The following is a 17,361-nucleotide window of genomic DNA, read 5'->3' as shown; positions in this document are numbered from 1 at the left end:
GCCGGGCGGCGGGCGCCCGGCCGGGGAGGTTACGCCGGCTCTGCGGCGCGGTCCCTGACCTCCGGCTGGAGCACTCCCGCGCGACAGGCGCCCGGGCCGCGGTGAGGGTGGAGGGCATGACTGAGGAGACCACCACGCTGACGGAGCAGGTCCCGCCCCCGGTACGGGAGTGGCCCGCGCACGACCTGGCCGGGACGGAGTTCGACCCGGTGCTCGCGGACCTCATGCGCGAGGGCCCGCTCACCCGCATCCGGCTGCCGCACGGCGAGGGCTGGGCGTGGCTGGCCACCCGCTACGACGACGTGAAGCTGATCACCAACGATCCGCGGTTCAGCCGCACGGAGGTCACCCACCGTCAGGTGACCCGGCTCGCCCCGAACTTCGCGCCCCGCCCGGGTTCGCTCGCCTGGGCCGACCAGCCCGACCACAACCGACTGCGCAAGCCGGTCGCCGGCGCCTTCACGGTGGGCGCCATGAAACGGCTGCGGCCCCGCGCGCAGCAGATCCTCGACGAGCTGCTCGACGGGGTCGTACGCGACGGGCCGCCGGCCGATCTGATCGAGCGGGTCCTCGAGCCCTTCCCGATCACCGTGGTCAGCGAGGTGATGGGGGTGCCCGCCGAGGAGCGGGAGCAGGTGCATGCCTGGACGCGGCAGATCATCTCCACCTCTGGTGGATCCGAGGCCGCCGACCGCGCCAAGAACGGCATGTACGGATGGATCACCGAAACCATCCGCGGCCGGGCCCACAGCAGGGGCGAGGACGTGTACGCGCTGCTCGGTGCAGCTGTGGGCCGCGGCGAGATCAGCGAGGAGGAGGCCGTGGGCCTCGCCGGGCCGCTGCAGATCGGCGGCGAGGCCGTCACCCACAACTGCGGGCAGATGCTGTTCCTGCTGCTCACCCGGCCGGAGTTGAGGGAGCGGATGCGGGAGCCGCAGGCGCGCGGGCGGGTGCTGGACGAGCTGCTGCGCTACATCCCGCACCGCACCTCGGTGGGCCTGGCCCGCATCGCCCTGGAGGACGTGGAGCTGCACGGCCACCGCATCAGCGCCGGCGACCCGGTGTACGTCTCCTACCTGGCCGCCAACCGCGACCCGGACGTCTTCCCCGAACCGGACCGGATCGACCCCGACCGCGACCCCAACCCACATGTGGCGTTCGGCAACGGCGCGCACTACTGCACCGGCGCCGTGCTCGCCCGGCTGCAGACCGAACTCCTCGTCGACACGCTGCTGGAGCGGCTGCCGGGCCTGCGCCTCGCGGTCCCCGCCGACCGGGTCGTCTGGCGCCGCAAGACCATGATCCGCGGGCCGCAGACCCTGCCCGTCACCTGGTGAGGGCAGGGCCCCGCGTCAGGCCGTCACCCAGTCCGTGACGAGCACTCCCTCGCCGGTCCGCAGCCGCAGCGCGAAGGGACCGCTGGGGGGTTCGCCGTAGGTGAAGCGCCCCATGTCGTCGGTGGTCAGCGGCGAGCCGGCCTGCGGGCCGCTGAGCACCTCGATACCGGCCGACTGCGGCGGCAGCACCTGTCCCATCAGCCCCTGTGCGGTCAGTTCGACGTCGACCGTCACCCCGCCCGCGTGGAACGTGAGCATCCGCGGCACATCCGTCGCTCCCCTGACGGGGATGGCGTCGACCACCGAGTCGAAGGTCAGCTCGGCGATACGGGCGTCGAGGTCGTGCAGTGCGAAGGCCTCGACGGCGATCTGTCGCAGCCCGGCCGGCACCGGGTCCAGGATGGCCGCGGCCCGCCGGAGTTCCTCCTCCAACAGGTCGTACGCCATCTCGTCGATGCCGTTGATGCCGTCCAGGTCGTTGATGTCGTCGTTGTGGTCGGCGTTGTTGTTGGCGTTGTTCATGTCGGTCACACCGCTCCCCGTGCTTCCAGTCGTGCCCGCAGGCGCCGCAGACAGCGCTGGCGAAGCGGTCCGATGCTGCCCACGGCGATGCCGAGCGCCGCGGACACCTCCTGGTAGCTCGGCGGCGGCGAGGCCATCAGGACGCGCAGCAACTGCCTGCAGCGATCGCCGAGTTCCTCGAACTCCTGCCACAGGTGCCGGATGCGCTCGGTCTCGGCGGCCGCCTCCTCCAGGTCGAGGAACGACTGCTCGGGCGTACGGTCCTCACTGACCCGGTCGAGCAGTTGCGGATCGTCCGTGGGAGTCAGCCGCCTTAAGCTCTTGAGGACCTTCAGCGACTCATGGCGCGCGGTGCTCGCCAGCCACGAACCGGCCTTGTCGGGTTCGCGGATGCGCCCCAGGTGCTGGGCGAAGCGGAACCACACCGTCTGGTACACCTCGTGCGCGTCGGCGTCGGACAGCCGGTGCGCGCGCACGACGGACCACACCAGTGGGCTCAGCCCCTCCACGAGCGCCTTCCAGGCCGCCGCGTCGCCGTCGACGGCGGACTGGACCAGCGCGCCGACATCTGCTCGGTCCACGGCCCCACCCCTCGTGTACGGCAAGTCATCGTACGCCGTGGAGGGGACGGTTCCGGACCTCATGCGGGAGGTGCCAGCTGCGTGACGGGCATGGGGTGCCAAGTCGGCGGGCGCAGCGCCGGCACATGCGCCCCGCGCACCTCCGCGTACGCCCCGGTCTGCGCGAGGAGCTTCTTGCGGGCGGCGCGCGCATCACCCAGCTTGTTGGCTGTCATGTAGGCGACGACCATGCCCGCGGCGACCGGCGCGGCGAACGAGGTGCCGCTCCAGTGTGCGTAGCCCTCGAACATCACCTGGTCCGCCTTGCCGGCGGTGGGGGTTCCTGCCGTGCTCAGCACGCCGGTGTGCCGCGGGTACTGGCAGGTGCACGTGTACGTGAAGTGGTACCGGCACTCGTCGTAGGTGGAGTGCTGGTAGACGTACGGCACGGGCGCGTCGAAGCCGGTGAGCGTGCTGGTCAGCCGCTCTCCGGGAGCGTAGGCCTTCACCCAGGAGCCGTAGTTGGAGAAACAGGCGCCGAACTCGCCGTCGCTGCGCAGCGCTCCGACCGACAGCACGGCATCCTCGTACTCGGGCAGGTCGGCGTAGGCGGCGGGCCAGAACTTCGACGCGCTGGAGTTGTTGCCGGCCGCGGCGACCAGCAGGGTGCGCTGCCGGCGCAGTTCCTGCATGAAGCTCTGCACGCCGAGCAGGCCGTCGTCGCGGCCGTTGGCGGTGCCGGCGGAGAGGCTGATGACATCCGGCCAGCCGTGCTCGTCGACGGCGTCGAAGAGCCGCTGCCCGAACTGGTCCTCCAGGATCGCGCCGGCGTCGTTGAGGGTGTTGCGCACGGTGACGTTCGTGTTGGGTGCGACGGCCGCGAGGAGGCCCGCGATGAACGTGCCGTGGCCGACGTACTGCAGGAGGTTGCCCTGCGCGTCGGTCTCGGTACCGTGCAGGTCGCCCTGGACGTGGGCGAGCAGCGGCACCGTCCGGTAGTCGTGGGTGAGCCCGTTGTCGATGACGAGGACGCCCACGGCGGTGTCCGCGTCGTAACCGGCCTCGGCGGCGGCCGGGTTGGTGCCCTGGGTGAGCGGGGCGGGCACGGGCTCGTCGCCGGGACAGGAGTTGACCGCGATCGACACCACGTGGTTGCGGCTGACCAGCCTGCGCTGGGCGCGCCCCTCGTGCTCGCGCATGGCCCGCAGGGCGTGCGCGACCGCCCGGTCGCCGCGCCGGTCGCCGTGGCCGGGGTCACCGACCTGGATGCGGGTGATGCCGGAGCGGTTGGTCTCCGGGCTCACCCGCTGCACGTGGTCGGCGGTCAGTCCGGTCGCCTCGGTGAAGTGGCCGCGCACGGTGTCCTCGACGAGCCGCGCCTCCTCACCGTCACGGGCCAGGACCACGCCCTTCTCGTAGATGAACTCCGCCGCGTCGTCGGGCCCCATCGCCAGGGAGACGTCCGGCATCGAACGCTGGATCTGGTCGAACTGTTCGTGGAATCGCTGAGGTGCCATGGCGTGTCCTCCCCCTTGAGGCGACTGTCGTCAATCAGAGTCGCGGAGCCGTCGATTGATACAGCGCCAAACCGGTGTGGGGCGCAACCACGGCCACTACCATCCTTTGAGTGACAGCGGGAAGCGACTCGGTTCTCGAACTGCTGCCGATGGTGTTCGCCGACCCGGGCGAGGCCCGGGCGCGGGCCCAGGGCGTGCTGGACTCCGATCCCACGCCCTGGCGCGCCTCCGTCGCGCACCAGGTGATCGGCATCTGGCAGCGGGACTGGGGCGACCTGCGGATCGCGCTGCACCATCTGCGCCGCGCCCGCGATCTGGCCGCGCGCGCCCAGGTACCGGACCGGGAGGCGGACGTGCTGGCCACCCTCGGCGTGGCGCTGGTGCACGCGGGCCGCACCCGGCAGGGCCTGGAGGCGCTGGAGCGGGGTGTCGCGGTGAGCGGCGGGCACACCCGCGCGCGGGTCCTGTACCGGCGGGCGTATGCCTCCTGGGTGCTGGGCCGGCACCGGGAGGCGCTGGAGGACGTACGCCGGGCGATTCCCGTGCTGCGGCAGGCGAACGACGTCATCTGGACGGCGCGGGCGCTGACCCTGCGGGCCACGGTGCATCTGGCGCTCGGCGCGGTGGACCGGGCGGAGGCCGACTTCACCGCCGCGCACGCGCAGTGGGACACCACCGGCCAGGAGCACGACAAGGCGGACGTGGTGGAGAGCCGGGGACTTGCCGCGTTCCGGTCGGGTGACATCCCGGTGGCGCTGCGGCTGCTGGACGAGGCCGAGGAGCGCTACGCCAAGCTCGGCACGCCGTCGTTCATGCTCTACATCCGGCGCTGCGAGGTGCTGATGGCGGCCGGGCTCGCCCCGGAGGCGCTCGCCGAGGCGGACACGGCCACAGGGGCGCTCGACGGCATCGGCGGACAGTCCACCCGCAAGGCGGAGCTACTGCTGGTCGCGGCCCGCGCGGCGCGTCTGGCGGGCGATCCGCACACCGCGATCGCGCGCGCGGCACTGGCCGTGCGGCTGTTCGCCGGGCAGCGGCGCACCTGGTGGGAGACGCACGCCCGGCTGGTGCTGATCGAGGCGCGGGTGGCCGCAGGGCGCGGCTCGGGTCGTCTGGTCGCGGACGCGGCGGCGGTGGCCGAACGGCTCGCCTCGTTCGGCGCGCCGGCCGCCCCGGAGGCCTCGCTGCTCGCGGGCCGGATCGCGCTCTCCCTGGGCTGGACGGCGGACGCAGAGCGGCATCTGGCCGTCGCCGCCCGCAGCCGGCACAGCGGGCCGCCGCTGGCGCGGATGACAGGCTGGGCCGCGCAGGCGCTGCGCGCCCGGGCCGCAGGTTCCGGCCGGGGTGTCCTGGAGGCGTGCCGGCGCGGCCTCGACGTGCTCGACGACCACCGGATGACGCTGGGCGCCTCCGAGCTGCGGGCCCGCGCCACCGAACAGGGCGCGGAGCTTGCCGCGTTGGCCCAGCGAGCCAGCCTCGACTCGGGCAGCCCGCGCCGGCTGCTGATGTGGAGCGAACGCTGGCGGGCCACCGTCCTGTCCACACCGCCCACCCGGCCGCCCGCCGATCCGGCCCTGCTCGGCAACCTGACGGCGTTCCGGGAGATCGCCGCCCGCGCGGAGGAGGCCCGCAGCGACGGCCGCCCGATCCCCACCCTGGAGCGTGAACAGCGGCGTCTGGAGCGGGAGATCCGCTCCCGGACGCTGCACATGCGCGGCGACGCGCCCGGTGCCGAGGACCGCTTCGACATCGGGCGGCTGCTGGAGCGGCTGGGCGAGGTGCGGCTGGTGGAACTCGCCGTGCTCGACGGGCGGGTCCAGGTGCTGCTGTGCGGGCAGGGGCGGGTGCGGCGGTTCGAGGCGGGCCTGCTCGCCGACGCCGAGACCGAGGCCGAGCATGTGCAGGCCGGGCTGCGCCGGCTGGCCCACCCGGGGGCGGAGGCGCGCCTTCCGGTGGTCGAGGCGATGGGCCGCCGACTGGAGGAGCTGCTGCTCGGACCGGCCGCCGCGCGCCTGGGCTCCGGGCCGGTCGTGGTCGTGCCGCCGGGCCGACTGCACCGGGTGCCGTGGGCGTTGCTGCCGTCGCTGCGGGAGCGGGTGCTGAGCGTGTCGCCGTCGGCGAGCAGCTGGCTGCGCGCCCACGAGACCGAGCCGCCGCCCGGCGGCCGCCATGTCCTGGTCCGCGGGCCGGGGCTCGCCACCGGCGGCGCGGAAGTGCCCGAACTCGCGGACCGCTACGGCAGACCGACCCTCCTGGAACACGACGACGCGCGCGTGCCGCGCGTTCTGGAGGAGCTCGACGGCGCCACGCTGGCCCACATCGCCGCGCACGGCACCTTCCGCGCAGACAGCCCCCTGTTCTCCGCCCTGCGGATGGCCGACGGCCCGCTCATCGTCCACGACTTCGAACGCCTGGACCGCAGCCCGTACCGGATCATCCTGTCCAGCTGCGACACCGCGCGCCTCGCCTCGGTGGGCGCGGACGAACTCCTCGGCCTGGTCACCGCCCTGCTGCCGCTGGGCACGGCGGGAGTGCTGGCCAGCAGCGCACCCGTCAACGACCACGCCGTGGTGCCGCTGATGCTCGCCCTGCACAAGGGCCTGAGCGCGGGCCTGTCCCTGGCCGAGGCCCTGCGCGACGCGCGCGCCTCACTGCCGGGGGATGCCCTGCACCAGGCCACGGGGTGGGCGTTCACGGCGTTCGGGGCGGCCTGAACTCGCCGGGCGCCGGCCCGATCTCTGTACGCGGCACCCCAGATCGACAGTCACAGAATGATCACTCTCCTCACACATCCTTCACATGTCTCCTTGTAGGGCACTACGGTCACTCCACCTGAAACACCCAGGGGGACGAGATGACCAACCCGTACATGGCACCCATACCGCCGGCGCCACGCCCGCCTGACATCCGGCCTTTGCGCAAGCGCAAGCGCGTGTGGCTCGGCGGCGCCGGCCTGCTCTTCGCGGGCGCGCTCATCGTCTCCCCCGCGAACGACGGCAAACAGCCCGTCGAGGCCAAGGTCAAGCCAGCGACGACGATCACCGCGACCGTGACGGCCACGCCCGAGCCCGGCCCGACGGTCACCGAAACCGTCAAGGCCAAGGCAAAGCCCGCCCCCACGGTCACCGTCACCAGAACCGCCGCCGCCAGAGCCGCAAGCAGCGACAGCGACGGCGGCGGCAGCAGCAGCAGCCAGGACAGCGTGGACACCTGCTCGATCAAGTCCAACTCGGGCAACTGCTACTCGGCGGGCCAGTTCTGCCGCAACAGCGACCACGGCGCCGTCACGACCACCGCGGGCGGCACGCCGATCAAGTGCACGTACAGCTCGAACGCGTGGCGCTGGAAGTACGCCTGACGGGACACGCCCGACGCTCCCGGCAGGGGTCGGCGGCCTGACCCCTCCCCCGAATACTGGGGGTCAGACCGCCGGTTCATGGGCGCGGCTCAGGCCGGCTGCGCGTCCGGCAGCTCCACGAGCCACGACAGGGCGCCCCGGTCGCTCGCGCCGAGCCGGGCGTAGGCGCTGTAGAGGTGGTTGCCGACGGTGCGGATGGACAGCGTCAGCTGTTCCGCGATCTGCCGGTTGCTCAGGCCCGCCGCCGCCAGGGTGACGATCTGCCGCTGGCGGGCGGTCAGTTCACCCAGGACCAGCCCCGACAGGGCCGGGGTGCGGGCGCCCTGGCAGCGGCGGGCCAGGGCGACGGCACGTGTGCGTGAGGTGCGTGCGGCGCGCGGGTCGCGGTGCGCGCGTACGGCCTGCGCGTGCGCCTCGGCCGCGAACAGCAGGAACCCGCGCCCCTCCAGCGCCTCCGCGGCCCGGTCCAGCGCCGGTCCGTCCCCACGGGCCAGCGCCTCGGCATGCAGAGCGAACACGCCGTCGGCCGGGAGCCGTTCGGCGACCTTCTCGGGCGCCCCGAGGCGTACGGCGTCGTAGAGAATGAACGCGCTGTCGGTGCCGGCGAATTCGGACGTCGCGGTGGCCGTGCGAGGGGAGTCGGCGGTCATACGGTCGCTGCCGTCGCCGTACCGCTGCACCATGCCGTCGGTGGCGTCGCCGATCGCCGCGAGCGCCCCGTCCACGTCCCCGCGGGCCGCGCTCAGCCAGGCGCAAGGCTCGTCCAGATCCGGGCAGCCCGCCACGGCGTCCCGGGCGGCCGCCGCGTCCCCCGACTGCGCGGCGGCCAGGGCGAGTTCGGTGCGGCAGGACGCGTCCCCCCACGCGTCCCGCAACCCCTCCCGCGCCCAGGCCGCCGCCTCCCGCAGCTCCCCCCGAAGCCGCGAGAACCTCGCCCGCACGGCCGCGTACCCGGCGGGCACCGGTGCGCCCTCCTGTACGAGCCACTCCCCCACGGGCGTCGGCAGCGGCCGTACGTCCGCCTGCTCGATGCGGCGGGTCAGCGCGGCCGACTCGACGGCGAGGGCCGCGGCGCACTGGGCGGGTGTGCGGGCCAGCCGCCGGGCCCGGAGCCTGCCCGCCGCGGCGCGCAGCACCGGGCCGTGCAGGGGGTGGGCGAGGCGGACGGTGCCCTGGTCGTCCTGGTCGTCGATGCGGATCAGCCCGTCGGCCTCGAGGTCCTCCAGGATCCGCAGGTCGAAGTCGTCCACATGCAGGGGCAGGGGCTCTGCGAAGGCGAGGCGTTCGAGCGTCTTGCGCTCCTCGGGGCCGGGGCGTTCGAGGAGCTCGGCGGTGCGCCGGCGGACGGTCGCCGTCACCGGCACCGGGCCCCGCCACGCCCATTCCTCCGCGTCCGGGAGGAGGCGGGCCAGCAGGCCGCGCTCGCGCACCGCGTCCATCAGTTCGCGCAGCAGCCTCAGGTCTCCCTGGCACAGGTGGTGGAGGCGGTTCAGGGTGAGCGGCTCCAGGTGGCCGCCGACGCCCGCCGCGAGGAGCTGTTCGGTGTCCTCGCGCGGCAGCGGCTGCAGGGCGAGGCGCGGCAGCAGCTCACCGGTCCACAGCCGGGAGATCGCGCCGGGGTACGGGCCCCCGTCGTCGGCGACGACGATCAGGCGGGTGCGGCCGTGCACGGCCAGCTGGTGCACGAGGGCGGCCGAGGCGTCGTCGAGCAGGTGCGCGTCGTCGACCACCAGCAGCCGTACCCCGGACAGGAGTTGCACCGCCCGGTGCAGGGTGACCGCCTCGGGCAGCAGGTGGGCGAACGCGGCGAAGGGGATGTGCCGGGTCTCGGGCGTCCCGGCCGCGCGGGCGCGGTCGCTGCCCCGCACGGCCTCGGTGACCAGCCGGGTCTTGCCGCAGCCGGCCGGTCCGGTCACCACGATGCCGTGCCGGCCTGCGGTCAGGGAGCGGCGGATCAGCTCGAGCTCTTCCTCACGCCCGGTGAACTGCCAGGGCAGCTCAAGGGTCTTCGCGTCGCGTTCGAAAGTCGTCACGGGAGTATGAGCCCGAGTACTCAACCCTGATACAGGGTGACTTGAGTAGCCCCCGACTCAGGCGCCTGTGTCCCTGCCCACGGCAACCTGTGCGCATGACCGGACGCTACTGCTCCCTCGCGCAGCAGTCGGCCCTCGCTTTCACACCGGGGCTGACCGCCGAGCGGCTCAGTGCGCTCATCGGCGGACGGTCGATGTGGGTCAACGGCACCGTGCTGCACTACTGGTTCTTCGACGGCGACACCGACGGGTCGGTCATTCCCGTACCGGGAACCGGGCGGTCCCGCCGGGTGTCGTGGGTCGGCGCCAAGGAGCAGCGGGACGTGGTGCGCGAGTGCTTCGAGGAGTGGCAGGGCCTCGGCATCGGTGTGTCCTTCATCGAGGTCGGCGACCGCTCGGAGGCCGAGCTGCGCATCGGGTTCCAGCTCGGTGACGGCTCCTGGTCGATGGTGGGCAAGGACTGCCTGCAGGCCGGGCAGAACGAACGGACCATGAACTTCGGCTGGGACCTGACCGCGCCCGGGGAGCGCGGGACGGCCCTGCACGAGATCGGGCATGCGCTCGGCATGCTGCACGAGCACCAGAGCCCGTTCGCCGGCATCCACTGGGACGACGAGGCCGTCTACGCCGAGCTGGCGGGCCCGCCGAACTTCTGGAGCCGGGACAGGACGTACTTCAACATCCTGCGCAAGCTCGACCCGGACGAGGTCAACGGCTCCGTCTGGGACCCGCAGTCGATCATGGAGTATCCGTTCTCGGACGGGCTGATCCTGGAGCCGGAGCAGTTCCGCGGGGGCCTGAACCCGCCCGGCACGCTCTCCCCCGCCGACAAGGAGTTCGTGCTGCGCTGGTACCCGCCGGCCGACGTGCCGCGGCCGCCCGCGCTGGTACCCTTCCGCTCCGCGCCGCTCGGTCTCGGCCCCGGAGAGCAGGCCGACTTCACCGTCGATCCGCCGGAGACCCGCGAGTACACCATCGGCACCTTCGGTGCGAGCGACTGCGTCGCCGTGGTCTTCGAGGAGCGGGACGGGGAGCCCCGCTACCTCGCCGGCCGGGACGACGGCGGAGCACCGCACAACGCCACCATCAAGGCCCGGCTCGTCAAGGGCCGCCGCTACTTCGTCCGAGTACGTCTGTACTCCGCGTGGGGTCCGGGGGAAACAGCGGTCATGTGCTGGTGACAGCACAGATCCGCACCCACGCGGTCAGCCGGCCCACAGTCCGGCGCCGGGGGAGCGGTCGGGGAACGGTACCTTCGGGGGAGGGAACCGTTCCCCGACCCATGTCCAGGGGTCACTGCCATGACAGGCCGTTCCGGGGCGGTGTCAGTGGCGGCCGATAGCTTCGAGGCATGAGTCGATCACACATCAGTGGATACGTCATCGGCGAGAGTCTCCGGCCCGGAGCGGTCTTCCAGCCCGCTGGGCTGCGTCTGCGCAACGTCACCCGCCTCGACGTCTCGGCAAGCGCGAGCGCGGCGCAGCCCGGGCTGTGGACGCTCGTCGAGTGGGAGACCGACAGCGACGACGTGAGCGGCCTCGCGGAGGCGCTTGCCGAAGCGCTGGAGCCGGAGAACGGTTGGTACGCGGACTTCACCGCGGGGGACGAGCGCGTGGTCGTCTTCGCCCGAAAGGTGTTCAGGTATCGGCGTGGCGATGCGGCGGGGCACGCCGAAGCGATTGCGTACGGGCGGTCGGTGGGGACTCCCGAGCATCAGCTCGACTGGAAGGAGTGAGCCGGGTAGGGGTCAGGCGCTGCCGTATCCGCCGGCCCCACGTCTGCTGCGTCAGATGTTTCGGCTGGGTTTCCGTTGCAGTAAGGCGCCGCGGCGATGGTCAAGACTTGTGCAGGAACGCTTGTGCGGTTCTGCGGCGGCGCAGATCATGGCCGGATCGCATCCGTTACCCCGCGCGCACGCAGGAGCCCCAGTGACCGTTGGCCAGACAGCGTCCGAGCCGGCAACGGCCCAGACGGAGCGGCAGAAGCTGCGCAAGCACTTCGGCCGCTTCGACATTCTCTTCTTCCTCCTGTGCACCATCGTCGGCGTGGACACCATCGGCACGGTGGCCTCGTCCGGTGCCGAGGCGTTCACCTGGCTCATCGTGCTGGCCGTCGTGTTCTTCGTGCCCTCCGCGCTGCTGACCGCGGAACTCGGGGCCGCGTTCCCCGACGAGGGCGGTCCCTACATCTGGACCAGCCGGGCCTTCGGCCGCCTCGCGGGCGCCGTCAACAACTTCCTTTACTGGATCACCAACCCGGTGTGGCTGGGCGGCACGCTCTCGGTCTCCGCCGTCACGGCCTTCACCACCTTCTTCAACGACGGCAAGGACCTGAGCACGCCGGCCTTCTACGTCTTCACCCTGGCGTTCGTCTGGGTCGGCGTACTCGCCGCGATCCTCTCCTTCGACGTGGGCAAGTGGATTCCCACCCTCGGCGCCTGGAGCCGTTTCGTCCTCCTCGGCCTGTTCACCGTCACCGTCGTGATCTACGGGATCAAGCACGGCCTGCACGGCTTCGGGGCCGGTGACTTCTCGCCGACGTACGCGGGCTTCGTCGGTCTGGTGCCGGTCCTGATGTTCAACTACGTCGGCTTCGAGCTGCCCAACACCGCCGGCGACGAGATGACCGACGCCCAGAAGGACGTGCCCTTCGCCATCTTCCGCAGCGCCGCCCTCGCCGTTGCGCTGTACGCGCTGCCGATCCTCGGCATCCTGCTGGTCCTGCCGGTCAAGGCCGTCACCAGTCTCGGCGGGTTCATCGATGCGATCCGGCAGGTCTTCACCGTCTACGGCGGGCACGTCGCCTCCGACGGCACGGCCACGCTCAGCGGTGCCGGCAGCCTGCTCGGCGACTTCGCCGCGATCATGTTCATCCTCACCGTGCTGTCCTCCGGCGTCACCTGGATCATGGGCTCCGACCGCGCCCTCGCCGTCTCCGGCTACGACGGTGCCGCGCCCCGCTTCCTCGGCGTCATCTCCAGCCGCTTCGGCACTCCGGTGCGGGTCAACATCCTCAGCGGCCTGGTCTCCACCCTCGTTCTGGTGCTGGCACACGAACTGACCCACGGCAGCGCCGCCAAACTCTTCGGCGCGGTCCTCGGCCTCGCCGTCTCCACCACCCTCGTCAGCTACCTGGGCATCTTCCCGGCACTCGCGGTACTGCGCCGCAAGGCCCCGGACGTCCCCCGCCCGTACAAGGCGCCCCTCCCCCGCACGATCAGCGTCGTTCTCACCGCGCTCATCGTGTTCGCCAGCGTGCAGCTGGTCGCCCCCGGGCTCGGCGACCACTGGTTCGGATCCGCCTACGCGCCGGACGGCTGGAGTCACGCCGAGCGCTGGAAGTACCTGCTGACGGAGGCCGTCCCGCTCGTCGGCTTCATGCTCCTCGGCGTGCTGTTCTGGGCCCTGGGCAAGCCGACCCGCGAGTCACTCGCCGCCGAGAAATGACCTGATCCGCTCCCCCGCGGACGGCACGGCACACCACCGCACCTGGCCCAACTCTCCTAGGATGACAGGGAGTTGATCACCCTCAGTTGCGTGCGAGGTGGTGTGTGCCCATGCCCCACACACCGTCACGACGTGCCCTGCTGCGCGGACTCACGGTCTCCGGTGCGGCGGTGGTCGGCTTCGACCCCGCCGCCCGGAGCTGGGCCGTGACCGGTTCCGGGTCCGGACGCGAACTGGCGGAGATCCCCGCGCTCGACGGGACGCTCGCCGTCGACGAGGCGTCACTCGCCGCCACCTCCGAGGACTACGGCCACATCGTGCAGCGCCGACCCCTCGCGGCGAAGCGCAGGTACGACCCGGCGGGATCCTGGTGCCAGGTCAAGGCGTCTTCTGAAACCCGCGCGGGAGACGGCGCCGGGAGCGGGCGGTCCCCGGTGCCATCGCCGCGGCCGACTGCCCGGCCCCCGGCAGGATGACCGTGCTCGTTGTGATCGGCGGCCTGCCCGCCACCGGAAAGACCACCCTGGCCCGGCTCCTGGCCGCGGAGACCGGAGCGGTGCATGTGTGGGCACGTGCCGCCGGTGCTCCTCGGCCAGCGTGTACCCGACGACGTAACCGGCCGACCCCACGGGATGCCGCGCCGCCCCGGACCGGACCAGTGCCTGTTCGATGGTGTCCACGCATCACGGTCGGTGGACATCCCGGATCTGCCATTGCCGGACTGGGCAGAGGTCACCGGAAGGGAGTACGAGCCGTGGTCCCGCGAACGCATCGTCGTGGACACCGCGGGGTCAGCCCCTGAGGAGTCGCCGGCCGCACTACTGAGGGCTCTTGTGACCGACCGTCATGGGTAGCGAGGCGCTCGGTGGTCCGTGGTGCCAACTGCTCCCGTATGTCTGCCAGTTCGAGCGATCACAATGTCAAGTCGTAACCGCCACGGCACGGCTCCGCTCGGCGTACCGGTCACTGCTGCCGGATGCGCCGGGCGATCTCGCTGTTCTCGGTCTCCCACCACGGGCGTACGAGGTCGGGGGACTCGGTCTGCCCCTGCGCAAGCGTGGCCGGGATCAGTTCCGTTGCCAGGCGGCGGTCCAGCGCGGCGGTCGTCGCGCGTTCCGTGCGGGCCCACTGGACGAGGATGGCGAGCAGGAAGGGCAGAGCCACCAGCTCGGCGATGCCGACCATCGCCCCGCCGCCGAGCTGCTGGTCGTGGTGGACGTCCGGTGACCAGGGCGGGGCGTGGTGCAGATACCAGGCGCCGGCGATCAGCGTGCCGTGGGTCATGACGACGATGCCGGGGACGGCGTCGACGATGCCGTCGAGGAACACCAGCGCCGCCCGCACCGGGTGGGTGCACCAGGCGGGCAGTGCCTCCTCGCGGGTGAGCACCGGCACCACGAACAGGCAGCCGGCGAGCAGCAGATGCAGATACAGCAGCTGGTGCAGCCAGCCGTGGCGCAGGGCCGTCTCGAAGTACGGGGTGAAGTACACGGTCAGTTCGGTCGCCAGCACCAGGGCTGTGCTGACCAGCGGGAAGGTGAGAAGGCGTACCAGGCGTGCGGTCATCGCCCGCTGCACGCGCCCGGCGGCGCCTTCGGGAAGGGCGCGGACGGCCAGTCTCAGGGGGTCGCCCAGCGCCAGGCCTAGCGGTGCGACGAGGTCGAGCAGGATGTTCTGCACCGCGGCCGGCCAGAACAGCACACGGTCGTAGACGGCGAGGGCCGACATGGTGGCCACGACGAGCGTGCCGAGGCCGAGCACCGCGAAGGCGGCGATGCGGGACACGGGCCAGCCCTCGCCCCGGCGCCGCAGCCGCACTACGCCCCATCCGTACACGGCACCCAGCAGCAGGACGAGCAGCAGCGCGGGCACGTCCGGTTGCCAGGAGGACAGCAGCCGCCCCACGGTGAGTTCCGGCGGACTCGCCATCGCGCTCTCCCTCCACCACGTCCGACCAGGCCCGGCCAGGCACGTTACGCCGCCGGGACCGGCCGGAGCGCGCTGTGCCCGGCGATCACGGCCGGTCATACCGAGCTCATGTCGAGCCCTTACCGAGGGACACCGCGGCGATCGTTTTCGGCCAGAGATCGGTTAGGCTGGCCGCCGACCTCAGGGGGAGACATGTTCATGACGCGTCGGTTGCTGGCCGCCGGGGTGACGGCCGTCCTCATGGCCGGGCTCGGCGCATGCGGCGGCGGTGGCGGTGGGACCGAGGCCGACGGAACCGTGGGGACCACCGGAAGCACCGGAACCACAGGCGCCGCCAAGGAGGCCCAGCCGAGTCCGGACACCGTCTTCGGGCTCCGCGACACCGTGCGCCACCTCTCCCGGAAGACCGTCGCCGACACCCGGGCACACCTGGTCAGGAAGTGCACGACCACCACCGAGCGGGTCAGGCACACGAGCCGCTCGGGCACCGGCACGCACAGGACGACCCGTGTCTGGTACACCGCCGAGCACCACCAGAGCTGCACGAAGGTCCGCCAGGGCACGGAGAAGTACCGGCGGGTCGTCCGCCCGGAACGCTGGTGCGTGCGCCTGGACGACGTGAACGGCCACACCTCGCAGGACGCCGTCTGGTACCGGGTCACCCGCGAGACCTACGACCAGGTCCTGGCGGCGGACGAGCACACGCGCGTGGAGTTCACCCCGGCCGGCACCGGCTGCTGAGTCTCACCGCACCGGCTGCTGGTACGGGCGCGGCCACACCTCTGCCTCCGACAGTTCGGGGCGGAAGCGGGTCGCCGCGCTGACCTTGTCCTGCCGCCAGAGCTGCCGGAACACCTCGTAGCTCTCGGCGTTGCGGTCCCACTGGTCCTCGGGCGTGACGTGGAACAGGTCCCGCCGGGCAGCGCCGTTGCCCTTGCCGATGATCAGCCCGAGTCGGCCGTTCGAGAGGTGGTCGAGGGTGGCGTAGTCCTCGTAGGCGCGGACCGGGTCCAGCAGGCTGAGGGTCGTCACCGCGGTGAACAGCCGGATGCGCTTCGTCAGCGCGGCGACGTGGCTCAGCACGACCGGCGGTGAGGAGGAGATGAACGGCCGCTCGTGCTGCTCCCCACTCCGAAGCCGTCGAAGCCCAGCTCCTCGGCGAGCAGGGCGTTGTCGAGCACTCACGGAACCGGTCATGGGTGGGCTTCTGCACCCCGGTGACCGGGTCCGGGCGGTGCACGATCAGGGTGACCGCGAGGAACTTCACGACGCCGCCCGCCGGTCGGCGGCCACCTCGTCCGGGTGGGCGAGGCCCAGGTGGTGGCGGAGGGTCGGGCCCTCGTACTCCGTGCGGAACACGCCCCGTTCCTGGAGCAGCGGGACGACCTTGTCGGCGAAGACGTCGAGGCCGCTGGGTGTGATGTGCGGGACAAGGATGAAGCCGTCACTGGCGTCGGCCTGGACGTAGTCGTTGATGGTCTTGGCGACGGTGGCCGGGGAGCCGATGAAGTTCTGGCGGTTACCGGTCTCGATGACGAGGTCGCGGATGGACCAGTTGTTGGCGGCGGCCAGCTCGCGCCACTCGCGGGCGGTGGCCAGCGGGTCGCGGTACATGCGCACCTGGGCGCGGCCCTTGGAGATGTGGTTGTCGCTGACGTCCGGGTCGATGTCGGGCAGTGGGCCCTCCGGGTCGTAGGAGGACAGGTCCCGGTTCCAGACGAACTCCAGGTGCTTGATGGCGGTGGCCCCGCTGACCTGCTGGCGGCGCACCTCCTTGGCCAGCTCCTCGGCCTCCGCGTCGGTGTCGGCGAGGATGAAGCTCGCGGCGGGCAGGATGAGCAACTGGTCCGAGCGGCGGCCGTACTTGGCGAGGCGGTTCTTGACGTCCTTGTAGAAGCTCTGGCCCGCCTCCAGGGTGGCGTACCGGCTGAAGATCGCGTCGGCGGAGGACGCGGCGAACTCGCGGCCCTCGTCGGAGTCGCCGGCCTGGAAGATGACCGGGCGGCCCTGCGGGGACCGCGGGACGTTGAACTGGCCGTGGATGTCGAAGTGTTGGCCGGAGTGGACGAAGGAGCCGGCTTTCGCGTCCCGCAGGAAGGTCCCGGACGCCTGGTCGGCCACGATCTCGTCGCCGTGCCAGGAGTCGAAGAGTTCGTGCGCGGTGGTCAGGAACTCCTTGGCACGGGAGTAGCGCTCGTCCTGTGGGAGGAAGCCGCCACGGCGGAAGTTCTCGCCGGTGAAGGCGTCCCAGGAGGTGACGACGTTCCAGGCGGAACGGCCGCCGGAGAGGTGGTCGAGGCTGGCGAACTGGCGGGCCACCTCGTAGGGCTCGTTGAAGGTGGAGTTGATGGTGCCGGTCAGGCCGAGGTGTTCGGTGACGGCGGCGAGCGCGGCCAGGATGGTGAAGGTGTCGGGGCGACCGACGACGTCCAGGTCGTATATTTTCCCGCCCTGTTCGCGGAGCCTGAGCCCCTCGGCGAGGAAGAGGAAGTCGAACTTGGCGCGTTCGGCGGTCTGTGCGAAGTGGACGAAGGAGCGGAACTCGATGTGGCTGCCGGCCTTCGGGTCGCTCCACACGGTGGTGTTGTTGACGCCCGGGAAGTGCGCGGCCAGATGGATCTGCTTCAGCGGCTTGGTCATGTCGGTGCGGTCCTTCCGG

Annotated in this window: 14 protein-coding genes and 1 pseudogene; 8 read left to right on the top strand and 7 right to left on the bottom strand. The window is 71.9% G+C overall.

Annotation, left to right across the window (positions count from 1 at the left end):
• Positions 1-116: 116 nt before the first annotated feature.
• On the top strand, positions 117-1,337 hold the full coding sequence (locus EDD92_RS41510; protein WP_123969052.1) for a cytochrome P450: 1,221 nt from the start codon (positions 117-119) through the stop codon (positions 1,335-1,337).
• A gap of 15 nt (positions 1,338-1,352) precedes the next feature.
• Here the strand turns inward: EDD92_RS41510 and EDD92_RS41505 are convergent, their stop codons facing one another.
• From EDD92_RS41505 to EDD92_RS41495, 3 genes are read right to left on the bottom strand one after another with little or no spacing between them, the layout of a single operon-like run.
• Positions 1,353-1,859, bottom strand: a complete 507-nt coding sequence (locus EDD92_RS41505) for a hypothetical protein (RefSeq protein WP_123970779.1) — start codon at positions 1,857-1,859, stop codon at positions 1,353-1,355.
• Between the two features lie 5 nt (positions 1,860-1,864).
• Positions 1,865-2,440 carry an RNA polymerase sigma factor gene (locus EDD92_RS41500; protein ID WP_030935456.1) on the bottom strand — a complete coding sequence of 192 codons (576 nt, stop codon included), beginning with the start codon at positions 2,438-2,440 and terminating at the stop codon, positions 1,865-1,867.
• A 59-nt stretch (positions 2,441-2,499) separates the two neighbouring features.
• Positions 2,500-3,936 carry a S8/S53 family peptidase gene (locus EDD92_RS41495; RefSeq protein ID WP_123969051.1) on the bottom strand — a complete coding sequence of 479 codons (1,437 nt, stop codon included), beginning with the start codon at positions 3,934-3,936 and terminating at the stop codon, positions 2,500-2,502.
• 149 nt (positions 3,937-4,085) lie between these two features.
• On the opposite strand from EDD92_RS41495, the gene EDD92_RS41490 reads away from it, so the two are divergent.
• Positions 4,086-6,650, top strand: a complete 2,565-nt coding sequence (locus tag EDD92_RS41490) for a CHAT domain-containing protein (protein ID WP_123970778.1) — start codon at positions 4,086-4,088, stop codon at positions 6,648-6,650.
• Between the two features lie 140 nt (positions 6,651-6,790).
• The gene (locus EDD92_RS41485; RefSeq protein WP_123969050.1) at positions 6,791-7,294 is read left to right on the top strand and encodes a hypothetical protein; all 504 of its coding nucleotides are present in this window, start codon (positions 6,791-6,793) and stop codon (positions 7,292-7,294) included.
• 89 nt (positions 7,295-7,383) lie between these two features.
• On the opposite strand, the gene EDD92_RS41480 is transcribed toward EDD92_RS41485, so the two are convergent.
• Positions 7,384-9,327 (bottom strand): LuxR C-terminal-related transcriptional regulator, encoded by a 1,944-nt coding sequence (locus EDD92_RS41480; protein ID WP_123969049.1) that lies wholly within the window; start codon positions 9,325-9,327, stop codon positions 7,384-7,386.
• A gap of 95 nt (positions 9,328-9,422) precedes the next feature.
• Between EDD92_RS41480 and EDD92_RS41475 the strand changes: the two genes are divergently transcribed.
• The 4 genes from EDD92_RS41475 (at position 9,423) to EDD92_RS50185 (ending at position 13,249) form a co-directional block, all read left to right on the top strand.
• On the top strand, positions 9,423-10,508 hold the full coding sequence (locus EDD92_RS41475) for a M12 family metallopeptidase (RefSeq protein ID WP_123969048.1): 1,086 nt from the start codon (positions 9,423-9,425) through the stop codon (positions 10,506-10,508).
• A gap of 170 nt (positions 10,509-10,678) precedes the next feature.
• On the top strand, positions 10,679-11,062 hold the full coding sequence (locus EDD92_RS41470) for a hypothetical protein (RefSeq protein WP_123969047.1): 384 nt from the start codon (positions 10,679-10,681) through the stop codon (positions 11,060-11,062).
• A gap of 193 nt (positions 11,063-11,255) precedes the next feature.
• On the top strand, positions 11,256-12,773 hold the full coding sequence (locus EDD92_RS41465; protein ID WP_123969046.1) for an APC family permease: 1,518 nt from the start codon (positions 11,256-11,258) through the stop codon (positions 12,771-12,773).
• Between the two features lie 110 nt (positions 12,774-12,883).
• A complete protein-coding gene (locus EDD92_RS50185) occupies positions 12,884-13,249 on the top strand; it encodes a hypothetical protein (RefSeq protein ID WP_185124297.1) in 366 nt (121 codons plus the stop codon).
• Positions 13,250-13,736: 487 nt separating this feature from the next.
• Here the strand turns inward: EDD92_RS50185 and EDD92_RS41440 are convergent, their stop codons facing one another.
• A complete protein-coding gene (locus EDD92_RS41440; RefSeq protein WP_123969045.1) occupies positions 13,737-14,702 on the bottom strand; it encodes a cytochrome c oxidase assembly protein in 966 nt (321 codons plus the stop codon).
• A 198-nt stretch (positions 14,703-14,900) separates the two neighbouring features.
• Between EDD92_RS41440 and EDD92_RS41435 the strand changes: the two genes are divergently transcribed.
• Complete coding sequence (locus tag EDD92_RS41435) at positions 14,901-15,443, top strand: hypothetical protein (RefSeq protein ID WP_123969044.1); 543 nt, start codon at positions 14,901-14,903, stop codon at positions 15,441-15,443.
• Between the two features lie 6 nt (positions 15,444-15,449).
• Here the strand turns inward: EDD92_RS41435 and EDD92_RS41430 are convergent.
• A pseudogene (locus EDD92_RS41430) lies at positions 15,450-15,969 on the bottom strand (LLM class flavin-dependent oxidoreductase); the annotation flags it as partial.
• Positions 15,966-17,342: an NtaA/DmoA family FMN-dependent monooxygenase gene (locus EDD92_RS41425; RefSeq protein WP_123969043.1), complete on the bottom strand. Its 1,377-nt coding sequence runs from the start codon at positions 17,340-17,342 to the stop codon at positions 15,966-15,968. The pseudogene EDD92_RS41430 and the gene EDD92_RS41425, both read right to left, overlap by 4 nt.
• Between the last annotated feature and the right edge of the window lie 19 nt (positions 17,343-17,361).

It is taken from the genome of Streptomyces sp. TLI_185 (assembly GCF_003814765.1).
Classification (GTDB): Bacteria; Actinomycetota; Actinomycetes; order Streptomycetales; family Streptomycetaceae; genus Streptomyces.
This window is presented reverse-complemented; position numbering and strand designations above follow the sequence as displayed.

What these genes read in the sequence shown, in the direction of transcription:
- EDD92_RS41510 (WP_123969052.1), top strand. Translation starts at nt 117, where the DNA reads ATGACTGAGGAGACCACCACGCTGACGGAGCAGGTCCCGCCCCCGGTA.
- EDD92_RS41505 (WP_123970779.1), bottom strand. Translation starts at nt 1,859, where the DNA reads ATGAACAACGCCAACAACAACGCCGACCACAACGACGACATCAACGAC.
- EDD92_RS41495 (WP_123969051.1), bottom strand. Translation starts at nt 3,936, where the DNA reads ATGGCACCTCAGCGATTCCACGAACAGTTCGACCAGATCCAGCGTTCG.
- EDD92_RS41490 (WP_123970778.1), top strand. Translation starts at nt 4,086, where the DNA reads ATGGTGTTCGCCGACCCGGGCGAGGCCCGGGCGCGGGCCCAGGGCGTG.
- EDD92_RS41485 (WP_123969050.1), top strand. Translation starts at nt 6,791, where the DNA reads ATGACCAACCCGTACATGGCACCCATACCGCCGGCGCCACGCCCGCCT.
- EDD92_RS41475 (WP_123969048.1), top strand. Translation starts at nt 9,423, where the DNA reads ATGACCGGACGCTACTGCTCCCTCGCGCAGCAGTCGGCCCTCGCTTTC.
- EDD92_RS41470 (WP_123969047.1), top strand. Translation starts at nt 10,679, where the DNA reads ATGAGTCGATCACACATCAGTGGATACGTCATCGGCGAGAGTCTCCGG.
- EDD92_RS50185 (WP_185124297.1), top strand. Translation starts at nt 12,884, where the DNA reads ATGCCCCACACACCGTCACGACGTGCCCTGCTGCGCGGACTCACGGTC.
- EDD92_RS41440 (WP_123969045.1), bottom strand. Translation starts at nt 14,702, where the DNA reads ATGGCGAGTCCGCCGGAACTCACCGTGGGGCGGCTGCTGTCCTCCTGG.
- EDD92_RS41435 (WP_123969044.1), top strand. Translation starts at nt 14,901, where the DNA reads ATGACGCGTCGGTTGCTGGCCGCCGGGGTGACGGCCGTCCTCATGGCC.
- EDD92_RS41425 (WP_123969043.1), bottom strand. Translation starts at nt 17,342, where the DNA reads ATGACCAAGCCGCTGAAGCAGATCCATCTGGCCGCGCACTTCCCGGGC.